Raw genomic sequence first — 24,319 nt, 5'->3', positions numbered from 1 at the left:
GGGCCGGGTTACGCTGACGCTCGTGCCGCACTTCGACGAGACCGGCTCCGGGCCCCGCCCGAAGTCCGTCATGCTCACCTTCCTGGGCATCCACCTGCTCGGCCGGGCGAGCGCGATCTATTCGGGCAGCGTGATCGACGTGTTCGGCCGGGTCGGCGTCTCGGAGGAAGCGGTCCGCTCGACGCTGACCCGCATGGCGGGCACCGGGTTGCTGACCCGCCACCGGCACGGGCGGAGGGTCTACTTCGGGCTCAGCGAGCGCCTCGCCGCGGTCCTCGAGGACGGCAGGCGGCGGATCTGGGAAACCGGCGCGGTCAACCGGTCGGAAGACGGCGGCTGGACGCTGGTCGGCTTCTCCCTGCCCGACACCCGCCGCGGCGACCGGCACGACCTGCGCCGCCAGCTGACCTGGGCCGGGTTCGGCCTGCTGCAGAACGGGTTGTGGGTCGCCCCGGGCGTCCGCGACGTCTCGGCGATCGTCGAGCAGCTCGGGCTCGACGGGCACGTCACGGTCTTCACGGCGCACCCGGCGAAGCCGACGGAAGCGGCCGAGCTCGTCCGCAAGGCCTTCGACACGGCGACGATCGCTTCGCGCTACCACGACTTCATGGAGAAGTGGGACGCCGGGAAGCCGTCGTTCCCGGACGACCTGACGCGCCGGCTGATGCTGCACTCGGACTGGCTGCACGTCGTCCGCCGCGACCCCCACCTCCCGGCCGGTCACCTGCCGGCGGACTGGCCGGCGATCGAGGCCGAGACGTTGTTCCGCAAGCTGGACGCGGACTTCCGCGACGGCGCGGACCGGCTGGCCGCCGAGACGCTCGAACTGCTGCCGACGTCCGGCTAGGCCGGGTAGGAATGCAGGCCCCGGCCGGTTTTCCGGCCCAGCCTGCCGGTGCCCACCAGCTCGGTCAGCAGCGGGCACGGGCGGTACATCGGTTGTCCGGTGCACTCGAGCAGCACCACCAAGGTGTCCAGGATGACGTCGAGCCCGATGAGGTCGGCGGTGCGCAGCGGGCCCATCGCGTGCCCGAAGCAGGTTTCGAAGACGCGGTCGACCGTGCCGGCGTCGGCGATGCCGTCGCCGACCGTCGCGATCGCCTCGTTGATCGTGGCCATCAGCACGCGGTTGGCGACGAAGCCCGGGCCGTCGGCGACCACGATCGCCCGCTTGCCCAGCCCGGCCAGCACGTCCGTGGTGGTGCGCAGGGTTTCCTCGCCCGTCGTGGCCGCGCGGACCACCTCGACGGTGTCCTTCAGCGGGGCCGGGTTCATGAAGTGGGTGCCGATGACCCGGTCCGCGCGGCCGGTGGCGGCGGCGAGCCTGCCGATCGGCACCGCGGAGGTGCAGGAGGCGAGGACCGTCGCGACCGGACAGAGCCCGTCGAGTTCGGCGAACAGCTTTTCCTTCAGCGCCAGCCGTTCCGCCGCGCACTCGACGACGAACTCGCTGCCGCCCAGGTCTTCGAGCCGTCCGGTCCAGCGGATCCGGTCCCCGGTCCCGGCCGGCGGGCGGGAGCCGAGCAGCGCCGCCATCCGCAGGCCGGTCCGGATCCCTTCCGGGCCCCGGGCCAGCGCTCGGGGGTCGGCGTCGGCGACGACGACGTCGTGCCCGGCCGCGGCGAAGCACTGCGCGACCCCGGTGCCCATCACCCCGGCACCCACCACTCCCACCTTCACCGCGCCCTCCCGTCGACGATCCGGACGTGCCCGGGTGCCGCGGGCGGCGGCCGCCGCGGGTCGAACGCCAGCGTCTCCTCGCCGGCCGGTTCGAACCCGGCGAACCGCAGCGTCACCAGCATGATCCGGTTGGCTGCCGTCGGGACGAAGCGGGCGACCGGACGCCGTCCGCGCGCGAGGATGTCCCGCACCAGGTGCCCGAGCAGGGCCGTGCCGATCCCGCGGTTGAGCACCCGGCACGACGTCAGGAGCAGCTCGAGGACGACGTCGGTGCCGTCGTGGTGCAGCACCGCGAGCCCGACGGTGCCGTGCGCCCCGAACCGGTCGGTCACGTCGGCGACGAGCACCTCGTGTTCGCGCGACGCGCACAGCTCGCGCAGCTGGGCGGCGTCGAGGGTGCGGCCGGTGGTGTTGAGCTGGTGCGTCCGCAGGGTGAGCTCGTGCGCGCGGGCGAAGTCGTCCTCGGTCGCGGCCCGCACGGTCATCGTCAGCCCGAGCGAGGTGAGGAACTCCGGCGGCGATCCGGGGAACGCGCGTTCCGCCGCGACCCGGTCGCGTTCGGCGAGGTACCGGTGCCGCCGCCGGCGCGACTCGCCGGTCACCAGCGCCGGCCGGAACTCGGCGAGGCCGGCGAGCTCGCCGACCCGCTCGGCGGGGTAGCAGCGGACCATCGGCAGAGCGGCGGCGACCTCGGCGCGCTCGGCCGGGTCGTTGTCGGCGAAGGCGATGGTGTCCAGGCCGATGTTCAGCTCCGCGGCGATGCGGCGGATCGCCGCGGACTTCTCGCCCCAGCCGACTTCGACCGCGCAGAACAGTTCCGCCAGGCCGTGTTCGGCGAGGTGCCCGGCGGCGCGCGCGGGCTCGCCGCGGCCCGCCACGGCGTGCAGGATCCCCCGCCGGTCCAGCGTGTGCAGGGTGTCGATCGCGGCGGGGAACGGCCGCGGCCGGTCGCCTTCCAGCACGACGCCGTCCCAGAGCGTGTCGTCGAGGTCCCAGACCAGGCACTTGACGGTCTTCACGGCCGCCACCGCAGCGCGTACTCGCCGAGCTGCTGCTCGGCGACCTCGTCGGCGCCTTCGATGATCCGCATGACCTTGGCGTCGCGGAAGAACCGGCCCACCGGGCTTTCTTCCGCGCAGCCCGCGGCCCCGAGGACCTGGCCGGCCCGGTCGGCGACCGCGGCGGCGGCCCGCGCGGCGACGTACTTGGCCAGCACGGTCCCGGCCACGGCTCCCGGGTCGCCGTGCTCCCGCAGGGTCGCGGCGCGGGCGCACAGCTCGCGCGCGGCCGTCGTGTCGGCCAGGCTCCGGCCGAGCAGGGCGCGCACGGTCTGGTGCCCGGCCAGCCGCACCCCGCCCTGCACCCGGTCCGCGGCGTGGTCCGCGGCCGCGCGCAGGCACGCCTCCGCCATCCCGACACAGCCCCAGGCGACGGTGAACCGCCCGTGGTCCAGTGCCGTCGCCACGACGTGCGAGAGACCGAAACCCGGTGGGGCGAGCAGGTTTTCCGCGGGCACGAGCACCCCGTCGAACCGGACGTGGGCGAGCTGCGCCGCACGCATTCCCAGCTGGCCCCGCACGGGTTCGACGTCGACGCCCGGCCGGTCGGCTTCGACGAGCACCGTGACGGGACGGCCCGCGGCCGTGGCGAGCACGAGGAAGACGTCGGCCAGCTGCCCGAAGGTGACCCACAGCTTGCGGCCCCGCAGGCGCACCTGCCCGCCCTCGCGCTCGGCGGACGTCGTCACGGCGGACAGGTCGCTCCCGGCGCCGGGTTCGGTGGCCGCGAACCCGGCGAGGACGGCACCGCGCGCCAGTGCCGGGAGCCAGCGCTCACGCTGGGCGGCGGTGCCCCAGCGCCGGACGGCCGCGGCGACCATGCCCTGCACCGTGACCAGGGCTCGCAGCGAGCTGCACACGCTGCCGAAGTCGGCGCACAGCGCACCGAGCGCGCCCGGCGCACGGTCGGTGGCCAGGAAACCCTCGTGCGCCACGGCTTTGACGACGTCCGGCGGAAGACCGCCGCGGGCGTCCCACTCCGCCGCGTCCGGCCGCAGCGACGCCGCGAACGCGGCGGAGTCATAGCCGGTTTTCGGGGGTTCCGGGTGGCAGAGCCCCCGGCCCGGGGCGGAGCCCCGTGAGTCCATTGTGGTCACCGACTTCCGGCCGATCGTTTGCCGAGCACGAAGGCGGTCACGCGGTTCATCGTCCGGAAATTGTCGAGGTCGAGGTCTTCCACCGCGACTTCGATACCGAACCGGCGCTCGATGTGCGCCACGAGCTCCAGGGCCAGCAGTGAATTCACCAGGCCCAGCGCGAAGTAGTCTTCGTCGGGTCCGGGGGTGTTCCCGGCCGTGGCGGTGGCGAAGAACCCGGTCAGTTCGGCCAAGATCTCCTCGGCGGTGCTGTCCGCGCCCCCCGGCTGTCCGCCCGTCACGCGTCCTCCCTCGACGAAGGTCACCCCCGTTCGAAGCTAACACGGACTTCCGCGCACCGACGGCGCCGAACGGCGTAATCGCTTGCCCGGAATTCGAATGTCCCCAATGGACGATCAATTTCCCTTGTGTTCGGCGGCAATTATGGACAGTGATCGCCGATCCCTCGATCGGCGGCTTGCCGTCGGCGCGAAGCCGCTGGAAGTATCCGGAGTTCGTCACCGCCGGGATTTCCGGCATCGTGCACGGGGAATTCTGGGGATGACTACCACGACTGGACCATTGAGCAGCGTGGGCGACCTGCTGGCCCACCGGGCGGCCCGCACACCGGCGGAAACCGCGGTGGTGTGCGGCCGCACCCGGTCGAGCTACGCGGAACTGGCGGCCCGCAGCGACGCGGTGGCGGCCCGCCTCGCCGAGCGGGGAGCGGGGCCGGAAACCCGGGTCGGGCTCCTGCTCGAACGCGGGACCGACATGGTGGTGGCGCTGTTCGGCATCCTGAAGGCGGGCGCCGCGTGTGTCCCGCTCGATCCGGCGCACCCGCCCCGGCACCGGGCCTCGCTGGTCGAGGACGCGGGGATCACCCTGGTGCTGACCCGGCCGGAGCAGGCCGGTGGGCTGCCGCCGTCGTGCGCGCCCGTGTTCGGGACAGGTGGGGACCGGCCTGCCGTTCCGCTGCCGCGGATCCGGCCCGGCAACCTGGCGTACGTGCTCTACACCTCCGGGTCGACCGGACGGCCCCGCGGTGTGCTGGGCACCCACGGCGGCCTCCTCGCCCTCTTCGCCGCCCACCGCGCGGGAATCTTCGCCACCGCGGGCGAGCGGCTGCGGGTGGCCCACACCACCACCCTGTCCTTCGACGCCTCCTGGGTTCCGCTGCTGTGGATGCTGGCCGGGCACGAGCTGCACGTCCTCGACGAGACCGCCCTGCGCGACCCGCGGGAGACCGTCGCCGCGCTGGCCGCCGCGCGGGTCGACGTGCTCGACGTGACCCCGTCCCACCTCCGGATGCTGCTGCTCGCCGGCCTCCTGGACGGTCCCGCGCGGCCGCGCGTGGTCGTCACCGGCGGGGAGCCCGTCGATCCCGGGCTGGGTGCCGCGCTCGAAGCCGCCGGCGTGGTGGCCTGGAACGCCTACGGCACCACCGAGACCACTGTGGACAGTCTCGTCTGCCGGGTGGCGCCCGCCGGGCGGGCCGTGCTCGGCCGCGCGATCGCGGGCACGCGCGCGCAGGTACTGGACGCCGGGCTGCGACCGGCCGCGGAGGGCGAGCTCTGTCTTGCCGGGGAAGGGCTTTCCCGCGGGTACCTCGGCCGGCCGGGTGCCACCGCCGCCGCGTTCGTCGCCGATCCGGCCGGGCCGCCCGGCTCGCGGATGTACCGCACCGGCGACCGGGTGCGCCGCCGCGACGACGGGCTGCTGGACTTCCTCGGCCGCGCCGACGGCCAGGTCAAGATCCGCGGCATCCGGGTCGACCCGGCCGAAGCCGAAGCCGCCCTGCGGGGCCACCCGGGCCTGGCCGCCGCGGCCGTCGTGGCCGGACGAAACGGCCGCGACGCCCAGCTGGTCGCCTACGTCGTGCCGAAGACGGCACCGGTCACCGGACTGCGGGGGTACCTGCGCGACCGCGTCCCGGATCACCTGGTGCCCGCCCGGTTCGTCGAGCTGGCCGCGCTGCCGCTGACCGGCGGCGGCAAGCTCGACCGCCGCGCCCTGCCCGCGCCCGGAAGCCCCGAGGGCGCCGCTCCGCGCAGCCCGGCCGAGGAACTGGTGGCCGCAGTCTGGTGCGAGGTGCTCGGGCTGGACCGCGTCGGCACCGACGACGACTTCGTCGAGCTGGGCGGGGACTCCATCGGCGCCATGCGGGCGGCCGGGACGCTCAACCGCCGCCTGGGCACGGCGTTGCCCGCCCGGGCCGTGTTCGAGCACCGGACCGTCGCCGGGCTCGCGGCCGCGCTCCCGGCCGCGCCCGGCAGCCCCGCGCCCGCACCGGCGACGCCGGGGGCCGCGCTGCCCCTGTCGTCCGGGCAGCAGCGGCTCTGGTTCCTCGACCAGCTCGCGCCGGGCAGCGCCGAGTACAACACCAGCGCGGGTTTCCGGCTGCGCGGGCCCCTCTCGCTCGACGCGCTGGCGAGCGCGCTGACCGCGCTGGCCGCCCGCCACGAGTCCCTGCGCACGACGTTCCCCACCGTGGCCGGGCGGGGCGTCCAGGTCATCGGGCCGCCGCCGGTGATCAGGCCGGACGTCCGCGCGGCCGGTGACCTCGAGCAGGATCTGCTCGCGGAGGTGGAGCGGCCGTTCGACCTCGCCCGCGGCCCGTTGTTCCGGGCCACGGTGTTCGAGCTGGGGCCGGACGACCACCTGCTGGTGCTGGTGCTGCACCACATCGTCACCGACGGCTGGTCGATGGGCGTGCTCGCCGGCGAGCTCGGCCTGCTGTACTCCGGGAAGGCGGCCGAGCTACCGCCGTTGCCGTTGCGCTATGCCGACTTCGCCGCCTGGCAACGCGAGCGGCTCGCCGGCCCGGAGCTCGACGACCGGATCGCCTACTGGGAACGGCAGCTGGCCGGGGTGACGGCGCTGGAGCTGCCCGCCGACCGGCCGCGGCCCGCGGTGCGGGGGACGGCGGGCGCGACCCACCGGTGCACCGTGCCCCCGGCCGTGACGGCCCGGCTGGCCGAGATCGGCCGCGAGCGCGGGGCCACGCTGTTCATGACGCTGGTCGCGGCCGCGCAGGTGCTCTTCGCGCGCTACACCGGCCAGCGCGACATCGCGCTCGGCACGGTGACGGCCGGGCGGTCCTGGGACGAGCTGGCCGGCCTCGTCGGCTTCTTCGTCAACACCGTCGTCCTCCGCTCCCGCCTCGACGGCGACCCACCGTTCGCCGGCTTCCTGACCGGCGTCCGCTCGACCGTGCTCGACGCGATGGCCCACGACGACGTCCCGTTCGGCCGCCTGGTGGAGCTGCTGGCCCCGGACCGCGACGCGAGCCGCTCGCCGCTGGTGAACACCATGGTGGTGCTGCAGAACGCGCCCGCGGCGCTCCCGCGGCCGAGCGGGCTCGAGGTCGAGGAGCTCGACCTGCCCCGGCGGTCCGCGCAGTTCGACCTCACGCTGGAGTTCGAGCCGCGGGACGGCGGCCTGCGCACCACGCTCGAGTACCGCACCGAGCTGTTCGACGCGGACACGATCCGGCGGCTGGCCGGCAACCTCCTCGCCCTGCTGGCGGGCATCGCCGACGACCCGGGGCGGCGGTTGTCCCGGCTGCCGTTCCCGGCGCCCGCGCAACGCCGCGAGCTGCTGGCGGCGGGCCGTCCGCCGGGGGACGGGCCCGGGCTGACCGTCCTCGACGTCTTCGCCGAGCGCGTCCGCGAGCGCCCGGACGCGGTCGCCGTGACCTGTGCCGGCACCGCGTGGACCTACCGCGAGCTGGACACCCGGGCGAACCGGCTCGCGCACCGCCTGATCGCCCGCGGCGCCGGCCCGGACGTCCGGATCGGCCTGTGCGTGCCGCGCGGGATCGACGCGGTCGCCGGCATGCTCGCCGTCCTCAAGGCCGGCGGCGCCTACGTCCCCCTCGACCCGCGCTACCCGGACGAGCGGCTGGCGTGGCTGCTCGCGGATTCCGGGGCCTCGACGGTGCTCACCGCCCGGCCGGTGCGCGACCGGGTGCCACGCGGGGCGCGGGTGCTGCTCCTGGACGACGAAGGGGCGCCCGCCGAGGCCCCGCCGCCCCGGGCCCGGCCGGCGAACCTGGCCTGCGTGCTCTACACCTCCGGCTCGTCGGGCCGGCCGAAGGGGGTGCTGATCGAGCACCGGGCGGTCACCCGGCTGTGCGCCGACCCCTACGCCCGGCTCGGCCCCGACGACGTCGCGACGCAGTACGCGCCCCTGTCGTTCGACGCCTCGACGCTGGAGATCTGGGGCGCGCTGCTGTCCGGGGCGCGGCTGGCGATCGACACCGAAGACGTGCCGTCGGTCGACGCCCTCGGCGCCTTCGTCCGGGCCGAAGGGGTGACCTCGCTCTGGCTCACCGCGGGGATGTTCCACGAGGTGGCGGCGGCCGACCCCGGGGTGTTCGCCGGGCTGCGGCGGCTCGTTTCCGGCGGTGACGTCCTGTCGCCGCGGCAGTGCGCCGCGGTCCTGGCCCGGTGGCCGGACCTGGAGCTGGTCAACGGCTACGGGCCCACCGAGAACACCACCTTCACCAGCTGCCACCGCGTCCGGGCCGCCGACGGCGGGCGGCCGGTGCCGATCGGACGGCCGATCACCGGGACGCGCTGCCTGGTGCTGGACCGCCACCTCGACCCGGTGCCGGCCGGGGTGCCCGGCGAGCTGTACATCGGCGGGAGCGGGCTGGCCCGCGGCTACCTGGACCGGCCCGGCCTGACGGCGGACCGGTTCGTCGCCGACCCGTTCGGCCACGGCAGCAGGCTCTACCGCACCGGCGACGTCGTGCGCTGGCGGGCAGGGGAGGAGTGGGTGCTCGACTTCCTCGGCCGGTCCGACGACCAGGTCAAGATCCGCGGCTTCCGGATCGAGGTGGGCGAGGTCGAGGCGGCGCTGCGGCGGCACCCGGACGTCGCCGAAGCCGTCGTGCTGGCGCGGGAGGACACCCCCGGCCACAAGCGCCTGGTCGGCTACGCCGTGCCGCGGCGGCCGGTCGAGCCCGCCGCGGTGCGGGAGTTCCTGGGCCGGAGCCTGCCCGGCCACCTGGTCCCCGGGGCGCTGGTCGTCCTCGACCGGTTCCCGCTGACCCCGCAGGGCAAGATCGACCGCCGGGCGCTGCCGGCCCCGCGCGCCGCGGGAACCCGCACCGCGGCGCCCCGCACGCCCGCCGAGGAGGTGCTGACCCGGGTGTGGGCCGAGGTGCTCGGCGTCGAGCACGTCGGGACGCGGGACAACTTCTTCGAGCTCGGCGGGGATTCGATCCTCGGCATCCAGGTCGTGGCCCGGGCCCGGCAGCTCGGGCTGCGGCTGAGCGCCAAGGACGTCTTCCTCCGGCAGACCCCGGCCGAGCTGGCCGCGGCGGGCTCCTGGGCGGAGCCGGCCGCGCGGGAGGCGCCCCGGCCGTCCGGTCCGGTGCCGTTGTCGCCGATCCAGCACTGGTTCTTCGAGACGGTCACCGAGCACCCCGGCCACTTCACGCAGTGGGTGTCGGCCGAGCTCGCCGCGGACGTCGACCGCGCGGCCCTGCGCACGGCCGTCGAGGAGCTGGTCGCGCACCACGACGCCCTCCGGCTGCGCTTCCGGCGAGAGGACGGCTCGTGGCGGCAGGAGTACGCGGAACCCTTTGCCGCCTTCCGCGCCGGCCCGGTGTCCACCATGGACTTCTTCGAGCTGGACGGCGGCGCGTTGTTCACGGCCGTCCTGGACGGCTCGCGGCTGCTGCTCGCGGCCCACCACCTGGTCGTGGACGGCGTCTCGTGGCGGATCCTCCTCGCCGACCTGCGCACGGCCTACCGCGCGGCCCGGGCGGGGCGGCCGGTGGAGCTGCCGCCGCGCACGACGTCGTTCGGCGACTGGTCCCGGCGGCTGGGCGCGCACCGGTTCGACGACCAGCTGGCGTTCTGGCGGCGGTCCACCGGTGAAGCGGCACCCGACGGCGACCCGCGGCCGCCCCGCGCGGTGACGGTCCGGCTGGCGGCGGGGGAGACGGCGGCACTGCTGCGGGGCACCCCGGCCGCGTACCGGACGCGGGTGGACGAGGTGCTGGTGAGCGCGCTCGGCCGGGTCCTCGCCGGCTGGCGGGGCGAGGACGTGGTGCTGCTGGAGCTGGAGGGACACGGCCGCGAGGCGATCTTCGACGACGTGGACCTGTCCCGGACGGTCGGCTGGTTCACGACGCTGTACCCGTGCCCCGTGGAGGTGCCCCGGGACGGCGGCTGGGGCGCGGTGCTGAAGTCGGTGAAGGAGTGCCTGCGGGCGATCCCGGACCGCGGGCTGGGGTACGGGGCGCTGCGGTACCTCGGGACGGCGGAGGTGCCGGCGTCCCGGCCGGTGGCGGCGTTCAACTACCTCGGCCGCTTCGACGCCGAGCCGGAGACCGGTGAACCGTTCCGTGCCCCGCCTTCGGTGATCGGCCTGACCCGGGCACCCCACGTCACCGGGACCGCGCGGCTCGACATCACCGCGGCCGTCACCGCCGCCGGGGAGCTCGAGTTCGAGTGGACGTACTCCCCGGGCGTGCACGACCACCACTCCGTCACCCGCCTTGCCACCGAGGTGCTCGCGGCTCTCCGGGAGATCGCCGCCCACTGTGCCGAACCCGGGGCCGGGGGCCGCACGCCGTCGGACTTCCCGCTCGCCACGCTGGACCAGGCCGAGCTCGACCGGCTCCTCGGCGACGGCCACGACGTCGAGGACGTCTACCCCCTGACCCCGATGCAGGCCGGGATGCTCTTCCACAGCCTGTCGGAACCCGGCACCTACCTCGAGCAGGTCTGCTTCACCCTGACCGGTGTCGACGACCCCGCCGTCCTCGAACGGGCCTGGCGGCGGGCCGTCGACGAGATCCCCGCCCTGCGCACGGCGATCCACGGGACCGGCCTCCGCGAACCGGTGCAGGTCGTGCACCGGGCCGCGACCCTGCCGGTGACCGTGCACGACGGGAGCGCGTACGACGAAGCCGCGGTGCTGGCCGCCGATCGCGAAGCCGGACTGGACCCGGCCGCGGCGCCGCTGCTGCGGGTCACCCTGATCCGGCTGGCCGGCGCCCGGATCCGGGTGCTCTGGACGTTCCACCACGTGATCCTCGACGGCTGGAGCGTCTTCGAGGTGCTCACGGACGTCCTGGCCCACGTCGCCGGGGTGCCGGTCCGCCGGCGTCGCCCGTTCGCCGACCACCTGGCCTGGCTGGCGCAGCAGGATCCGGCGGCGGCCGAAGCCCACTGGCGGAAGGCACTGGCCGGCCTCACCCCCACCCGGCTGCCGTTCGACCGGCCGCCCGGCCGCGCCCACCGCACCCGCTCGACGTCCACAGTGGACCGTCAACTGTCCGCAGTGGACTCGGCCGGCCTGGCCGCCTTCGCCCGGCGGCACCGGTTGACGGTCAACGCCGTCGTGCAGGGCTCGTGGGCCCGCCTGCTCGCCCGGCACGGCGGTGGCGAGGACGTCTGCTTCGGCGCGGTCGTGTCCGGCCGCCCGCCCGAGCTGCCCGGCGTGGACGCGATCGTCGGGATGTTCGTCAACACGGTGCCGGTCCGGGTGACGGTGGCGGAAGACGGGCCCGGCTGGTTCCGGCGGCTGCAGGCCGACCAGGCCGAGGCGCGCCGGTTCGGGCACGTCCCGCTCGCCGCGCTGCGCCGCTGGAGCGGGCTGCCCGCGCGGGCGAGCCTCTTCGACAGCATCGTGGTGTTCGAGAACTACCCCTTCGACGCGGAGGGCCTGGCCGCGCGCGGGCTGCACGTGGCAGAGCTGACGGCGGTCGAGATCACCAACTACCCGCTGGTCCTGGTCGCCCACGGCAGCACCCGCGAAACCGACCCCCTGACCCTGCGGCTCGGCTACGACCCAGCCCTGTTCGACACCGGCACGGTCGAGGACCTCGCGGACGAGCTGGTGGAACTGCTGCGCGAACCAGCCGGCCCCGCCGCACGCCCGCGCGATCGACAGCCCGCGGCGGTGGCCGGCCCGCGTGAACCCGCCGCGCTCCCGGGCGAGCCGCCGACTCCCGCGCCCGCGCGCGAGCCCGCCGCCGCGGGTGACCTGCGTACCGAGGCAGCCGGATCCACCGCAGCCCCGCGCGAGCCCACCCCGGCACCCGTCGAGGGCGAGCCGTCCTACCTCGCGCCGCGTACCGCCACCGAACGGGCGCTGAGCCGGATCTGGGCCGAGGTGCTCTCCGTGGACCAGGTCGGCGTCGACGACGACTTCTTCGCCCTCGGTGGCGACTCGCTCCTCTGCCTGCGGGTCACCGCCCGGCTGCGTGCGGACTTCGGTGCCTCCCTGCCGCCGCGGGCTTTGTTCGACAACCCCACCGTCGGGGCGCTGGCCCTGATGCTCGAACACCCGACGCCCGCCGCGCTGGGGCGGGTGGTGGACCGCGGTCTGCATCCCCCGCAGGACTACGAGCTCTAGGAGGTCGGCGCCGGTGCGCAACGACGACGTGGCCATCATCGGGGTGTCCGCCCTGCTGCCGGGCGCCCACGGGCTGGACGCCGTGCACGACCTGCTCGCCGAAGGCCGCGACGTCACCGGCCAGCCCGCGAAGGAACGGCTGTGGGAAACCGGCTTCCCGGACGGGCCCGGCTACCTGCCGATGGGCTACCTCGACCGGATCGACCGGTTCGACCACCGGTTCTTCGGCGTGCCGCCGGCCGAAGCCGCGTGGATGGACCCGCACCAGCGGCTCATCCTGCAACTGGCCCATGAAGCCCTCGAAAACGCCTGCTACGCGCCCCGGTCCCTGCGCGGCTCGCGGACGGCCGTCGTCCTCGGGAGCTCGCGGTCGGACTACGACGACCTCTTCGAAGAGGAGGACCCGCAGCAGATCCTGGGCATCCTGACGGCCTCGCTCGCGGCGCGGATCAGCTACCGCCACGACTTCACCGGGCCGGCGCTCGTCCTCGACACCGCCTGCAGCGGCAGCCTGGTCGCGATCGCCCACGCCGTCGCCCTGCTGCGCGGCGGGGCCGCCGACCTGGCGCTGGCGGGCGGGATCAGCGTCCGGCCGGTGCCGATCCGGGAGGCCGGGCACGTCCCGGTCCGCGGGGTCGAGTCGCCCGAGGGCCGGTGCCGTCCGTTCGACGAGAAGGCCACCGGCGCGGTCGGCGGCGAGGGCGGCGGGATCGTCGTGCTCAAGCCGCTGCCCGCCGCGCTCGCCGACGGCGACCACGTGCACGCCGTGCTCAAGGGCATCGCGGTCAACCACAACGGCTACCGGATGGCCAGCATGAGCGCGCCCAGCCGGGCGGCCCAGACCGAGGTGATCACCGCCGCCTGGCGCGACGCCGATGTCGACCCGGCCACCGTCGGGTACGTCGAGTGCCACGGCTCGGCCACCCCGCTCGGCGACGTCGTCGAGGTCGAGGCGCTGCGGCAGGCGTTCCTCGACGCCGGGGTGACGACCCCGTCCTGCGCGATCGGCTCGATCAAGGGCAACATCGGGCACCTCGACAACGCCGCCGGGGTCGCCGGGCTGGTCAAGGTGCTGCTCAGCGTGCGGCGCGGCGTCCGGTACCCGACCGCGCACTTCGAGACGCCGAACCCGCTGATCGACTTCGGCGGCCCGGTGCGGGTCAACCCGGCGTTCGGCCCGTGGGACGGCGACGCGCCGCGACGCGCGGGCCTGAGCTCGTTCGGGCTCAGCGGGACCAACGTGCACGCCGTCGTGGAGCAGCCCCCGCCGGCTCCCGAGCCCACGGAACCGGACGGAACCGAGCACCTGGTGACCGTCTCGGCGAAGACGGCATCCGCGCTCGCCCGCTACCGCGACGAACTCGCGGGATTCGCCGAAACCAGCGGGCACGACGTGCGCACCATCGGCCACGCGATGAACCGCGGCCGCGACGACCACCCCTTCCGGATCGCCGTCGTCGCCGGCGAACCCGCCGCGCTCGCCGCAGCTCTGCGGTCGGCCGCCGTCCCCGACGCGCCCGCGGCGGACGACCCGCCGGTGGTGCTGCTGTTCTCCGGCGACGGCGGGGTCGAACCCGAGCTCTGGGCGGACCTGTGTGCGGCGTGGCCGGTCCTCGGCGACGACCCGCTGCCCGACGAGCCGGGGCCCCGGCTCGTCGCCGTCCACCACGCCCTGCACCGGCTGGCCCGGTCGCTGGGCCTGCCCGACACCCACCTCGTCGGGTCCGGCGCGGGCAACCTGTCGGTGCGGATCGCGCGCGGCGAGCTGTCCCTTGTGGACGGCTTGGCGGCCGCGGCGGGCCGGGCCGTCGGGGCCACGCTCGACTCCGGTCGGCTGGCCGAGGCGGTGCGCGGGTTCGTCCGCGACGGCGCGGTGCTGGTCGAACTGGGCACCGGCGGCGTGCTGTCGCGGACGATGCGGCGGCTGGCGCCCGAGCTCGGCTGCGTCGAGCTGATCGCCGGTCCCGGACGGCGGGCGGTGCTGCGGCAGGTGGCGTCGCTCTACCGGCTCGGCGTCCGGCTCGACTGGGACCGCCACTACGCCGGGACGCCCGTGCCGCGGATCGAAGCCCCGGCCTACCCCCTGGAGAGTGTCCGGTGCTGGTGCCGTCCACCGGGCGCGCCTGCCGCCGAAACCCGTGCCGGGGAACCCCCGGCCGTCGTGGTGTCCGATGTGGACACCGAGCGCCGGGTCGCCGAGGTCTGGGCCCGCGCGCTGGGTGAGGAGGAACTCACCGCCGGTTCCGACTACTTCGCCCTCGGCGGGACGTCCATCGCGGCGATCACCGCGCTGCGCACCATGGAACGCGACTTCGGTGTCGAGCTGACCTTCGCCGACCTGTACGGCCACCCGACCGTGCGGGCGTTCGCCGCCCGCGTCGAGGCCGTGCGGGCCGAACGCGGACCGTCCGAAGACATCCCGGCCATCACGGTCCTCCCACGCGGCGGACCGCTGCCGCTGTCGGCGGGCCAGGAACAGCTGTGGTACGTCGACCGGCTGAACCCCGGCACCGCGCTCTACAACATCCCGCACGACCTGCGCCTGTCCGGTCCCTTGGACGAAGCCGCGCTCGCCGATGCCGTGCAGGACCTGCTCGACCGGCACGAGGTCCTGCGCACCTGCGTCCCGGACGACGACGGCGTGCCGTTCACCCGGCTCGCCGAACCCGGACCCCGGCTCGTGGTGCACGACCTGAGCGGGTCGCCCGACGCGGAGCGGCGCGCGCATCGGCTGGCCGAGGCCGAAGCCGTCCGCCCGTTCGACCTGGCCACCGGCCCGCTGGTGCGGATCACCCTGCTGCGCCTGGCCGCCGACGACCACGTCCTGCTGTGGACCTACCACCACATCGTCTTCGACGGCTGGTCGCCGACGATCTTCTTCCGCGACTTCACCGAGCTCTACCAGGCCCGGCTGGCCGGGCGGGCTCCCGACCTGCCGGACCTGCCCTTCCAGTTCGCCGACTTCGCGGCCTGGCAGCGCACCCGCCTGACGGGGGAGACCCTCGACCGCGGCCTGCGGTTCTGGCGCACGGCCCTGGCCGGCCTGCCCACCGCGCAGCTGCCGCTGGACCGGCCGCGCCCGGCGGCCCAGACCTTCGACGGCGGCCTCGTGGAGTTCTCCGTCGCCGAACCGGCGGCCGAGGCGGCCCGTGCGTTCAGCCGCGAGCACGGCGTGACGACGTTCGTCACCATGCTCGCGCTGGTCGACGCCCTGCTGCACCGCTGGGCCGGGTTCACCGACGTCGTCGTCGGCGTCGCCACCTCCGGCCGGACGCACCCGGCGACGCACGACCTCATGGGGTACTTCAACAACCTGCCGCCGTTCCGCACCCGGGTCGAGGGCTCGCTGTCGTTCACCGACCTCGTCCGGCGCTGCGCGGACACCGTCGCCCAGGTCCTCGACCACGAAGAGATCCCCCTGGAGAAGATCGTCTCCGCGGTGTGCGGACCGCGCGAACCCGGCCGGCAGCCGCTGTTCGACGTCGCCTACACCTACCAGAACGTCCCGCAGGACACCGCCGAGCTCGGCGGCCTGGAGTGCGCGCGCTTCGCCGAGAGCGGCGGCACGATGGCCGGGATCGCGCCGGGCACCGCGAAGTTCGACCTCACCGTCGGCGTCATCGACCAGCAGGACGGGCCGATGGACGGCTACTTCGAGTACGCGACGGCCCTGTTCGACCGCGAGACGGCGGAAGCGCTCGCCCGGCTGCTGCCCGGCCTGCTCGACGCCGTGCTGCGCGAACCCGGCCGCCCGCTCGACGCACTCCCGGCCGTCGACGGCGAGCCGGTCCCCGCCACCACCCACCGGGAGCCCGCCATGGCTGTATCCTCCATTGTGGACAGCGACACCGTCGCCCACGCCGAGCGCGTCCTCACCGCGATCTGCGCGGACCTGCTGACCGACGGCCCGGTTTCGCGAGGAGACAACTTCTTCGACCTCGGCGGCGATTCGGTGCTCGGCGTCCGGGTGGCCGCGCGGGCGGCGAAGGACGGCGTCCACTTCACCCCGCAGCAGCTGCTGCAGTGCCGCACGCTCGGCGAGCTGGCGCGGGCCGCGGTCGTCGACGGCCCGGCACCGGTGTCCGCGCCGTCCGCGGCGCCCGGGCTGCCTCGCGCGATCCCGCCGACGCCGATCATGCTCAGCTTCCTGCGCCGGATGCCGGACGACGTCGGCGACTTCGTCGACGTGCACACCGTGGAAACCACGCCCGGGATCGGCGCGGCCGCGATCCGGACGGCGATCGGGCACCTGCTGGCCCTGCACGAACCCCTGCGCTACCGGCTGCGGCGCAACGCACTCGGCGCCCGCCTCGAGGTCGCGGACGTCACCGCGGCGGACGTGTTCGACACGAAGGTGCTCCCGCCGCTGAGCGACGACGAGGAGCTCGGGATCGTCGCCGACGACTGCCTGGCGATGAAGGCCGAAATGGACCCCGCGCGCGGGCCGCTGTTCCGCGTCCGCCACTACGACCGCGGCCGCATTCGCGGCGGACTGCTCGTGTTGCTGGTCAACCACTTCGTCTTCGACAACATGTCCACTGTGGTCGTTCTCGACGACCTCGACGTGCTGCTCGCCGACCACACCGCGGCGGCCCCGGCGCCCCGCCCGCCGCGGTGGCGCGAATGGGCCGAGCACCTGCGGGCGATGGCGGCCTCGGACGAGCTGTCCGGCGAACTGACCTACTGGACGGCGACCCTCCGGGCCGGTGCAGCCGGGGGAACCATCGGCGGCTCGCCCGGCGACGGCATCACCGCCCGCACCCTCGACGACCCGGCCGTCGCCACGCTGCTGTCCGCCGGCGGCGCGGCCGGCCGGGAGGCGGCGCTGTGCGCGGTGTCCTGCGGCCTGGCCCGGTGGCAGGGCGCGCCGAGCGCCTTCGTGATGACCGAGGGGGAGGCCACCCCCAACCCGTACCGGCTGGCCGGGCGCGGCCCGTCGGTGGGCTGGTTCACCACCCTGCACCCGCTGGTGCTGCCGGTCGCGCCCGGCACGACAGCCCGTGACTGCCTGCCGGAGATCACCGACCGCGCGCGGTCGGTGCCGAACGACGGCGTCGGCTACGGGATGCTGCGCCACCTCTCGCCGGACACGCCGGGCACCGCGCAGCTGCGGGCCCTGCCCGAACCCGAGGTCCTGGTGCTGCACGGGCCGAGCGACACCTCGGCGTTCGACTCCGGCGTCCGCCTGCTGCGCACCCGCTGGGACCTGTCGGTGAACCTCAAGCGCGCGGTCGCCTCCTGGTTCCCGCTGGTCGTCACGAGCGCGGTGCGCGACGGAGCGCTGCGGCTGGCCGTGGCGGGCGGCGTCGGCCAGGAACGCCTGGACGCGCTCGCCGACGAGATCCTGGGCGCGTTCACCGAGCTCACGTGATCGCCCTCGCCGCGTCGGCGTGGTACCTGCCGGAGACGTTCCTGACGGTCGCCGAGCTGCCGTCCCTGTCCGATGCCGAACGCGCGACCTGCACCGCGCTCGGCATCGACCGGGTGCCCGCCGACGACACGCTGACCGCGGCCGACCTGGCCGCCCGTGCGGGGGAGCGGGCGCTGGCCACCGCGGGCCTCGACGCGACCGACGTCGACGTCGTCCTGACCGTGGAGCCGCGGGCGCCGCAGACGCTGGTCAGCTCGGAGGCCACCCGGCTGCAGGCGATGCTGGGCGCGCGGCGGGCGATGGCGTTTTCGGTCGGCGGCCTCGGCTGCGCGTCGCTCACCCCGGCGTTGCTCGCCGCGAGCGGGCTGCTGCGTGCCGACCCGGGCCTGGCGAACGTGCTCGTGCTGCACGGGAGCAAGCCCGCCACGCCCGGGCGCTACCGTCACCCCGTCACGGTCAACGGCGACAGCGGTGGCGCGCTTCTTCTGCGCCGTCGGGGAAATCTGCGGATCCGGGACATCCTGCTGGAGACGAACGGGGCCTACGCGGACCTGTTCCGCGTCGAGTACCGCGACGAGGAGTTCGCGCGCTGGCGGGAGGAGTGCACCGATCCGGCGGTGTATGCGTTCCGGCTGGCCGTGGAGACCCGCAACCGGCTGCGGGTGCTGGTCACCAGCCTGCTCGCCCGCAACGGCCTGAGCCCGGCCGACGTCCCCTGCTGGCTCGCCCAGAACCTGTCCACGGCCGCGTTCCGGAACTGGTCGGAGGCGATCGGCGTCCCGATCGCGAAAGTGTGCTTCGACAACCTGGCCCGCTACGGCCACCTCGGGCCCAACGACGTGTTCTTCAACCTCTCGACCGCGAGAGAGACGGGGGAGTTCGACGGCCGTGCGGTGCTGCTCAACATCAGCCCGGCCGCCGCCTGGAGCGCGTTGCTGGTGACCACCGAAGAAACCACGGCCCACGAGCTGTGAGCCCGGGGCGGGCGGTGGCCGCCCGCCCCGGGTGGTTCAGCGGATCACCGCTTGCAGGGGTTGCCCGCCGGGTGCGCGGCGGTGCCGTGCACGTCGGCCTGGGACTCCGCGAGCACGATCTTCGCCAGCGGGGTCTCCAGCGCCACGGCCTGCTGCTTCACGACGCCGTTGGCGATCGTCTGGCCGTTCAGCTTCAGCGAGCCGATGACCAGGGCGATGGTCAGCGGCGCCGAGCCCACCGTGACCGAGACGCCGTTGATCTTCAGCGAAGCGACGTTCGAGCTGCCGGTCAGGACCGGGGCGAGCCCGCCCGGGGACGGCTGGCAGGTCGCCGCCGCCTGGGACTGGATCACGCCCAGCTCGATGGTCAGCCCGAGCGTGCTGATCACCGTCTTGTCGATCTTGGCCGTCGCCTTCGCCTGGTCACCGGCCGCCGGGGCCGCCGACTGGTTGTCCGGCGTCAGGTCGGTCGACGAGGTCAGCGCGTGCGTCTGGACCTTGATCAGGCCGGCGTTGAGCGTCGCGTCGAGGACGGTCTTGCTGTCGTCGGCGCAGGGCACGTTCGCCGGGTTCGCCACGGCCGCGGTGATGCCGATGACGTTCGCGGCGGTGCCGGTGCAGGAGAACACGCCGTCGCGGTCGTCGTCGACGATCGTGCCGACGCCGGCCGGGTCGACCAGCCCGGCACCGACCGGGGCCGAGAGGGTGACGGTGAACGTCTCGTTCGGCTCGTCGACGGTGTCCGGGTTGACCAGGACGGTCACCGGCTTGGTCGTCTCGCCGGGCGCGAAGGTCACGTCACCGCTCGCCGCCTGGTAGTCCGCCGGCGCGGTCGCCGTGCCGTTGGACGTGGCGTAGTGCACCGACACGGGGTTCGGGCTCGCGCCACCGACCAGCGACACGGTGAAGGTGGCCGGCACCGGCGCGCCGCCGGAGCCTTCGGTCACCGTGACGTCGTTGATGCTCAGGCCGAGCACGCGCACGGTCGTCGTCTCGACGTACCCGCGGGACACGCCGTCGACCTGGTAGTCGACCGTGCAGTGGTAGGTGCCGGGCGCGGCGTCGGCCTTGGCCGTGATGGTCTCGGTGAACGTCGCGACGTCGCCGCTGGGTACCTTGACGCTCGCCGGGGCGTTGGTGACCGTCAGCTGCGGGTCGCAGCTGGTGACCTTCGGCGTCACCGTGACCTCGATGGCCTTGATGCCGTCGAGGATGGCCTTCGACACCTGGTCCGACGGCACGTTGTTCAGCAGCACGCCGCCGGTGGCCGTGGCGATCGCGCTGGCCTGGCCCTCGGCGTCCAGGTTGCCGACGTTGACCGCGACCACGCGGATCTTCGCCGCCTTGAGCGCGTCGATGGTCTGGGCCAAGGTGTGCCCGCCGCTGGGATCGTGCGACGGCGCGTCGCCGAACCAGGCGATGATGCGGGTGCCGTCCGGGCGGAAGGTGACCGCCCCACTGGCCAGCTCGTAGAGGGCGTTGAGGTCGGCCTCCGGGAAGTCGCCGCCGCCGCTCGCCGACCACTGGTCGATCCCGGCCTGCACCGCGGCGGTGTCGCCGGTGATGCCCTGGTTGACCTTGAAGGGCACGGAGTCGGTGAAGTCCTTGTACTCGGCCACGCCGAACTGCGCGGTCGGCTGCGCGGCGAGCACGTCACTGGTGATGGCGCCGGCGTTCGTGCGGACGTTGGCGATCGCGCCGCCCATGCTGCCAGTGGTGTCGGCGAGCAGCACGAGGTCGGGGTTCGGCGGCACGGCGGAGGTGGTGACGTGCTTGGTGACGGTGGTGCTCTGCCCGGCGGAGAGCGTGAGGTCGACGGTGGCCGGATCCACCCCGGGCGGCGCCGCGGCCGCCACCGCGGCCGGGGTGAGCAAGGCACTGACCGTGGTCAGCGCGACGAACAAGGATCTCCGCGACATGGACTTCCCTTCCGAAGGCCGGATTACTGCGGGTTGCCTCGGGAAGACGGAAAAGCCGGGAATTCGTTAGCGAGCGGGCAGAACGTCACTCGGAGCGCCCTGTGTCAAGGCGCTCAACGGGGCACGGCGGCGGATTCGGGCTACCGAAACCATGGTTTTGCCGGGCCGGAACAGCGAAGACCCGGGGGTGGGTTTCACTCTGTTCAGTGATGACTCGGCACGATCGGTGCCGGGTGACGCACGGGATCGCGGCGGTTTTCGCAGTGCGGGGAGCGAATTTCCGCCCGGATGTCGTAATGCCCGCGGTGGTCAGCGGCCCTGTTCGCCGAGATCGGCGAGCACCGCGCGGGCCGCCCGGGCACCGGAGGCGATGGCGCCCTGGAGCGAACTCGTGTCGCGGTGGTCGCCGCACACGTACCGGCCCTCGCCCAGCCGCACCGGGCGGCGCAGCTCGTGGGGTGGCGGCATCGCCGGGAGCGCGTGCGCGATCTCGTAGCGGGCGACCAGCGGCCAGCGTGTCGCGTCCGTGCGGTACATCCGGCCCAGTGCCCGGCGCACCTCGCTCTCCGGCAGGGCCGTCAGCGCCGACGCGCTCACGAGCGCGGCGCCGGGCGGGGCGTAGGCCGGGCACACCTCGCTGACCACGCTCGTGGTGACCACCGGCCCACCGCGCGCGTCGAGCACGATCACCGGCTCGCGCAACGGCGACCGCGGTGGGGCGAAGTACCACGTCGTCCCGCTGTTCCAGCGCGGTTCCGCGACGCCGGCCAGCCGGGCGGCGGTCGAGCCGTCGGTGGCGACGACGACCGCGCGGGCCGGCCACACCTCGCCGCCCGCCGTGCGGACCTCGCCCGGGCGGACCTCCTCGACCGGGGTGTCCAGGTGGATCGCCGACGTCGGCAGGGTCCGGGCGAGCTGCCGCGGCAGCTCGCCCATGCCGAGCGACGGCAGCGACGGGGCCGACCGCAGGAAACTCCGCCACACCAGCTGGAAGAACCGGGCCGAGGTGGTCAGCTCGGGTTCCAGGAACACCCCGGAGAGGAACGGCCGCAGCACGGTTTCCACGGCCCGCGCCGACAGCCCGGCGTGGCGCAGCTCGTCGAGCGTCGTGCGGTCGGCGCGGTCGACGACGGCCTGGGCCGGTCCCGCGGCGACACGCGCGGACAGCGTCCCGAGCGCCGCCAGGTCCTTCGCCGACAGGTAGCGGCGGGCCGCGATGTCGCGCAGGGCCTTGGGCGTGTCGAGCGGGTGGCCGAGCAGCGAGACGCGGTCGTCGTCGGCCACCCGGACCGCGCGCCAGAAGCGGCCGAGTTCCAGGGCGTCGACGTCGACCAGGCGCCGGATCGCCGGATAGGCCGGGTTGAGGATCTGGAACCCGCGGTCGAGCCGGAAGCCGTCGACGACGTCGGTGCGCACCCGGCCGCCCACGTCGTCGGAGGCCTCGAGCACCGCGCACGGCACCCCGGCCCGGTGCAGCGTGACGGCCGCGGCCAAGCCGGCGAGCCCGGCTCCGACGATGACGACTTCGGCCATTTCGCTCACCTGCCGGAGTGGGGGGTGGAGGGCGCCGGGCGTGCGCGGTCGAAAGGCATCGCGCTCACCCGCCGAACGACCGGGTCGCCGCGAGCCGGTTGAGCAGGCCGATCCGGCCGCGGTTGGGCACCGACCGCAGCGGGTGCCCGGCGAGCCCCCAGCCGGCCAGGAGCGTGTTCGCCGCGGCCCAGCCGGTCGTCGCCGCGCGTTCCATCAGGGCGACCGGCAGGTCGATCCGGATGCCGTCGCCGGCCAGTGCCAGCGCCGGGTCCGGTGTCCCGACCGTCGGGCGGCGGGCGAAGTCACCCAGCCCGAAGAGCGGGCAATCCTCGCGCCACAACGAAATCGACGCCGTCACCCCCGCGCCGGCGGTCTCCGGGTAGATCGCGTGCAGCCGGTCGTCCACGGCCTTCACCAGCGTCTCGCGGTCGTCGGTCGTGGCCGCGTAGGCGTGCAGCTCCACGACCGAGCCGCCGGTGCGGGCCGCCCAGCGCCGTGCTTCGCCCTCGTAGCGGTCCAGCACGCTGATGTTGTCCAGCGGCGGCACGCTCCCGGTGCCCAGGAACGACGGCCGGGTCGCGTCGACCGGCCGGTCCAGCCAGAGCCGGCGGACCAGGAACGGCGGCGCGGTGCGCAACCCGCCCACCGCGGCGCGCCACTCGGGCGTGCCCAGCCCGTGCGACGCGGCGACGATCTCCCGCAGCCCCCGCACGTCACAGGCGAGCACGACGGCGTCGAACTCCGCGACCTCCTGAGCCGTCGTGACCGCGAAGCCGTCCGGGGTGCGCTCGAGCGACGCCACCGGGGTGCCGGTCCGGATGCTCACCCGGCGGTCGGCCAGGTACCCGGCGAGGGGATCCCACAGCGCCTGCGGGAACGGCTCCGTCGGCACGTCGAACACCAGGCCTTCGCTGGAGCCCAGGAAGTACAGGTGGAACATGGTCGCCAGCTCCGCCGCGGACAGCTCGCGCGGATCGGCGAAGAAGCTGCGCGAGAACACCTCGAACGCCAGGTGCTTGGCCGCTTCGGGGAAGTTGATCGCGTCGAGGAAGCTCGCCGCGTCGGTGCCGTCGAGCCGGTGGTAGGTCTCCGGGACGCTGACCGTCGCCAGCGGCAGGGCCGCGCGGCCGTCGAGGCGCACCAGGTCCCGCGGGGTGAACGTCGGGCTGCGCCAGGCGAACGCCAGCGCGTTCCACGGCGGCGTCCGGGGGAGTCCGGCGAACGTGTCCGTGCGGCCCTCGGCGTCCAGCAATGGGTAGTCGGCCAGCGGGGTCAGCCGGTCGAGCCCGGGATCGGTGCGCATGAGCAGCGCCCGCAGGTTGTAGTACTGGCGGAAGAACGCGTGGAAGCCCCGGCTCATGGTGACGCCGGTGCCGTCCGGCAGCCGGTCGGCCCAGCCGCCGACGCGGCCGCCCAGGTGGCCGTCACGCTCGAAGAGCGTCACCGTGACACCCCGCTCGGCCAGCCCGGTGGCCGCGGTGAGGCCCGCGATGCCGCCGCCGACGACCGCCGCGGCCGGGCGGCGGCCGAGCAGCCCGGCGTCGGCCAGGCCGGGCGGAGCGGGCCGCGTCTCGATCCGGCGATCGGTGCCGACGGGACGGGTCACGGCTGCTCCAGCGGGTTGGTGCCGAGGACGGTGTGGACGACGCCGTGCTGCCAGCCGGGCATCGTTCCGGTGCGGACGTCGGTGAAACCGGCCTCGGCGAGCCGGCCGGCGAGCGCGGCGATCCCGTCGAACCCGGTGACGCTGCGCCGCAGGTGGCGGTAGAGGGTCGCGTCGCCGGTGGTGACCTTCCCGAGGGGGATGATCACGCCCGCGCAGACCGCGTTCCACACCCAGCGGGCGCGCCGCGAATCCCGGACGGAGTACTCGTGGACGGCAATGCGGCCGCCGGGCCGCAGCAGCCCGCGCAGCCGCCGCAGCTGGACTGTCGGCTCGGTCAGGTTGCGCAACAGGTACGCCGCCAGGATCGCGTCGAACGGGCCGGAAACGCCGTCGAGGTCCTCGACCGGCGTGTGGACGAAGGTGACGTTCGCCGGCCAGTCCTTGGCGCGGGCCTGCGCGAGCATCTCCCCGGACGCGTCGAACGCGGTGATCTCCGCCCCGGGCGCGACGGACAGCAGCGCCGCCGTCGACGCGCCCGTGCCGCAGCCGGCGTCGAGCAGCCGCAGGCCCGTCCCGTCCGGCGGCAGCGCCAGCCGCCGCGCCGAGAGCCGGAGGTGTTCGTGGTAGCCCGGGTTGGCACCGACCAGCCGGTCGTACCACCGCGCTTCGGTGTCGAAGGCCGACGGCACCGCCCCGCGGGGCAGGCCGTCCTTCGCCATGGCG

General features: G+C 74.7%; 12 protein-coding genes. 4 read left to right on the top strand and 8 right to left on the bottom strand.

Annotated features, from left to right (window positions below; genetic code table 11):
* The first annotated feature begins 22 nt into the window (after positions 1-22).
* Positions 23-847: a PaaX family transcriptional regulator gene (locus BLW76_RS29920; RefSeq protein WP_091320027.1), complete on the top strand. Its 825-nt coding sequence runs from the start codon at positions 23-25 to the stop codon at positions 845-847.
* Here BLW76_RS29920 and BLW76_RS29915 read toward each other — a convergent pair.
* Genes BLW76_RS29915 through BLW76_RS29900 form a run of 4 tightly spaced genes read right to left on the bottom strand, consistent with a single transcriptional unit; the run spans position 844 to position 4,140 of the window.
* Positions 844-1,680, bottom strand: coding sequence for a 3-hydroxyacyl-CoA dehydrogenase family protein (locus BLW76_RS29915; protein WP_091313603.1), 837 nt, complete (start codon positions 1,678-1,680; stop codon positions 844-846). The two genes, BLW76_RS29920 and BLW76_RS29915, sit on opposite strands and share 4 nt — an antisense overlap.
* Positions 1,677-2,699, bottom strand: coding sequence for an HAD-IIIC family phosphatase (locus BLW76_RS29910; protein ID WP_244170372.1), 1,023 nt, complete (start codon positions 2,697-2,699; stop codon positions 1,677-1,679). The genes BLW76_RS29915 and BLW76_RS29910 overlap by 4 nt, the downstream gene beginning before the upstream one ends.
* Positions 2,696-3,826, bottom strand: coding sequence for an acyl-CoA dehydrogenase family protein (locus tag BLW76_RS29905; protein ID WP_091313599.1), 1,131 nt, complete (start codon positions 3,824-3,826; stop codon positions 2,696-2,698). Before BLW76_RS29905 ends, BLW76_RS29910 begins: the two co-directional genes overlap by 4 nt.
* 5 nt (positions 3,827-3,831) lie before the next feature.
* Entirely contained in the window at positions 3,832-4,140 is a 309-nt protein-coding gene (locus BLW76_RS29900; protein ID WP_425266030.1) for an acyl carrier protein, read from the bottom strand.
* A 265-nt stretch (positions 4,141-4,405) separates the two neighbouring features.
* Here BLW76_RS29900 and BLW76_RS29895 point away from each other — a divergent pair, with 265 nt between their 5' ends.
* The 3 genes from BLW76_RS29895 to BLW76_RS29885 are packed head-to-tail and all read left to right on the top strand — an operon-like array spanning position 4,406 to position 18,538.
* Positions 4,406-12,193, top strand: coding sequence for a non-ribosomal peptide synthetase (locus BLW76_RS29895; protein ID WP_244170371.1), 7,788 nt, complete (start codon positions 4,406-4,408; stop codon positions 12,191-12,193).
* 13 nt (positions 12,194-12,206) lie between these two features.
* Positions 12,207-17,564 carry a condensation domain-containing protein gene (locus BLW76_RS29890; protein WP_091313591.1) on the top strand — a complete coding sequence of 1,786 codons (5,358 nt, stop codon included), beginning with the start codon at positions 12,207-12,209 and terminating at the stop codon, positions 17,562-17,564.
* Complete coding sequence (locus tag BLW76_RS29885) at positions 17,561-18,538, top strand: 3-oxoacyl-ACP synthase (protein ID WP_091313588.1); 978 nt, start codon at positions 17,561-17,563, stop codon at positions 18,536-18,538. The genes BLW76_RS29890 and BLW76_RS29885 overlap by 4 nt, the downstream gene beginning before the upstream one ends.
* A 44-nt stretch (positions 18,539-18,582) precedes the next feature.
* Here the strand turns inward: BLW76_RS29885 and BLW76_RS29880 are convergent, their stop codons facing one another.
* The 4 genes from BLW76_RS29880 to BLW76_RS29865 form a co-directional block, all read right to left on the bottom strand.
* Positions 18,583-20,457: a Calx-beta domain-containing protein gene (locus BLW76_RS29880; protein ID WP_167384774.1), complete on the bottom strand. Its 1,875-nt coding sequence runs from the start codon at positions 20,455-20,457 to the stop codon at positions 18,583-18,585.
* Positions 20,458-20,766: 309 nt separating this feature from the next.
* Positions 20,767-21,990, bottom strand: a complete 1,224-nt coding sequence (locus BLW76_RS29875; protein ID WP_091313584.1) for an NAD(P)/FAD-dependent oxidoreductase — start codon at positions 21,988-21,990, stop codon at positions 20,767-20,769.
* A gap of 64 nt (positions 21,991-22,054) precedes the next feature.
* A complete protein-coding gene (locus tag BLW76_RS29870; RefSeq protein WP_091313581.1) occupies positions 22,055-23,596 on the bottom strand; it encodes an FAD-dependent oxidoreductase in 1,542 nt (513 codons plus the stop codon).
* Positions 23,593-24,315: a class I SAM-dependent methyltransferase gene (locus BLW76_RS29865; protein WP_425266061.1), complete on the bottom strand. Its 723-nt coding sequence runs from the start codon at positions 24,313-24,315 to the stop codon at positions 23,593-23,595. The genes BLW76_RS29870 and BLW76_RS29865 overlap by 4 nt, the downstream gene beginning before the upstream one ends.
* Positions 24,316-24,319 lie beyond the last annotated feature (4 nt).

Source organism: Amycolatopsis tolypomycina, assembly GCF_900105945.1.
GTDB classification, from domain to species: Bacteria; Actinomycetota; Actinomycetes; order Mycobacteriales; family Pseudonocardiaceae; genus Amycolatopsis; species Amycolatopsis tolypomycina.
This window is presented reverse-complemented; position numbering and strand designations above follow the sequence as displayed.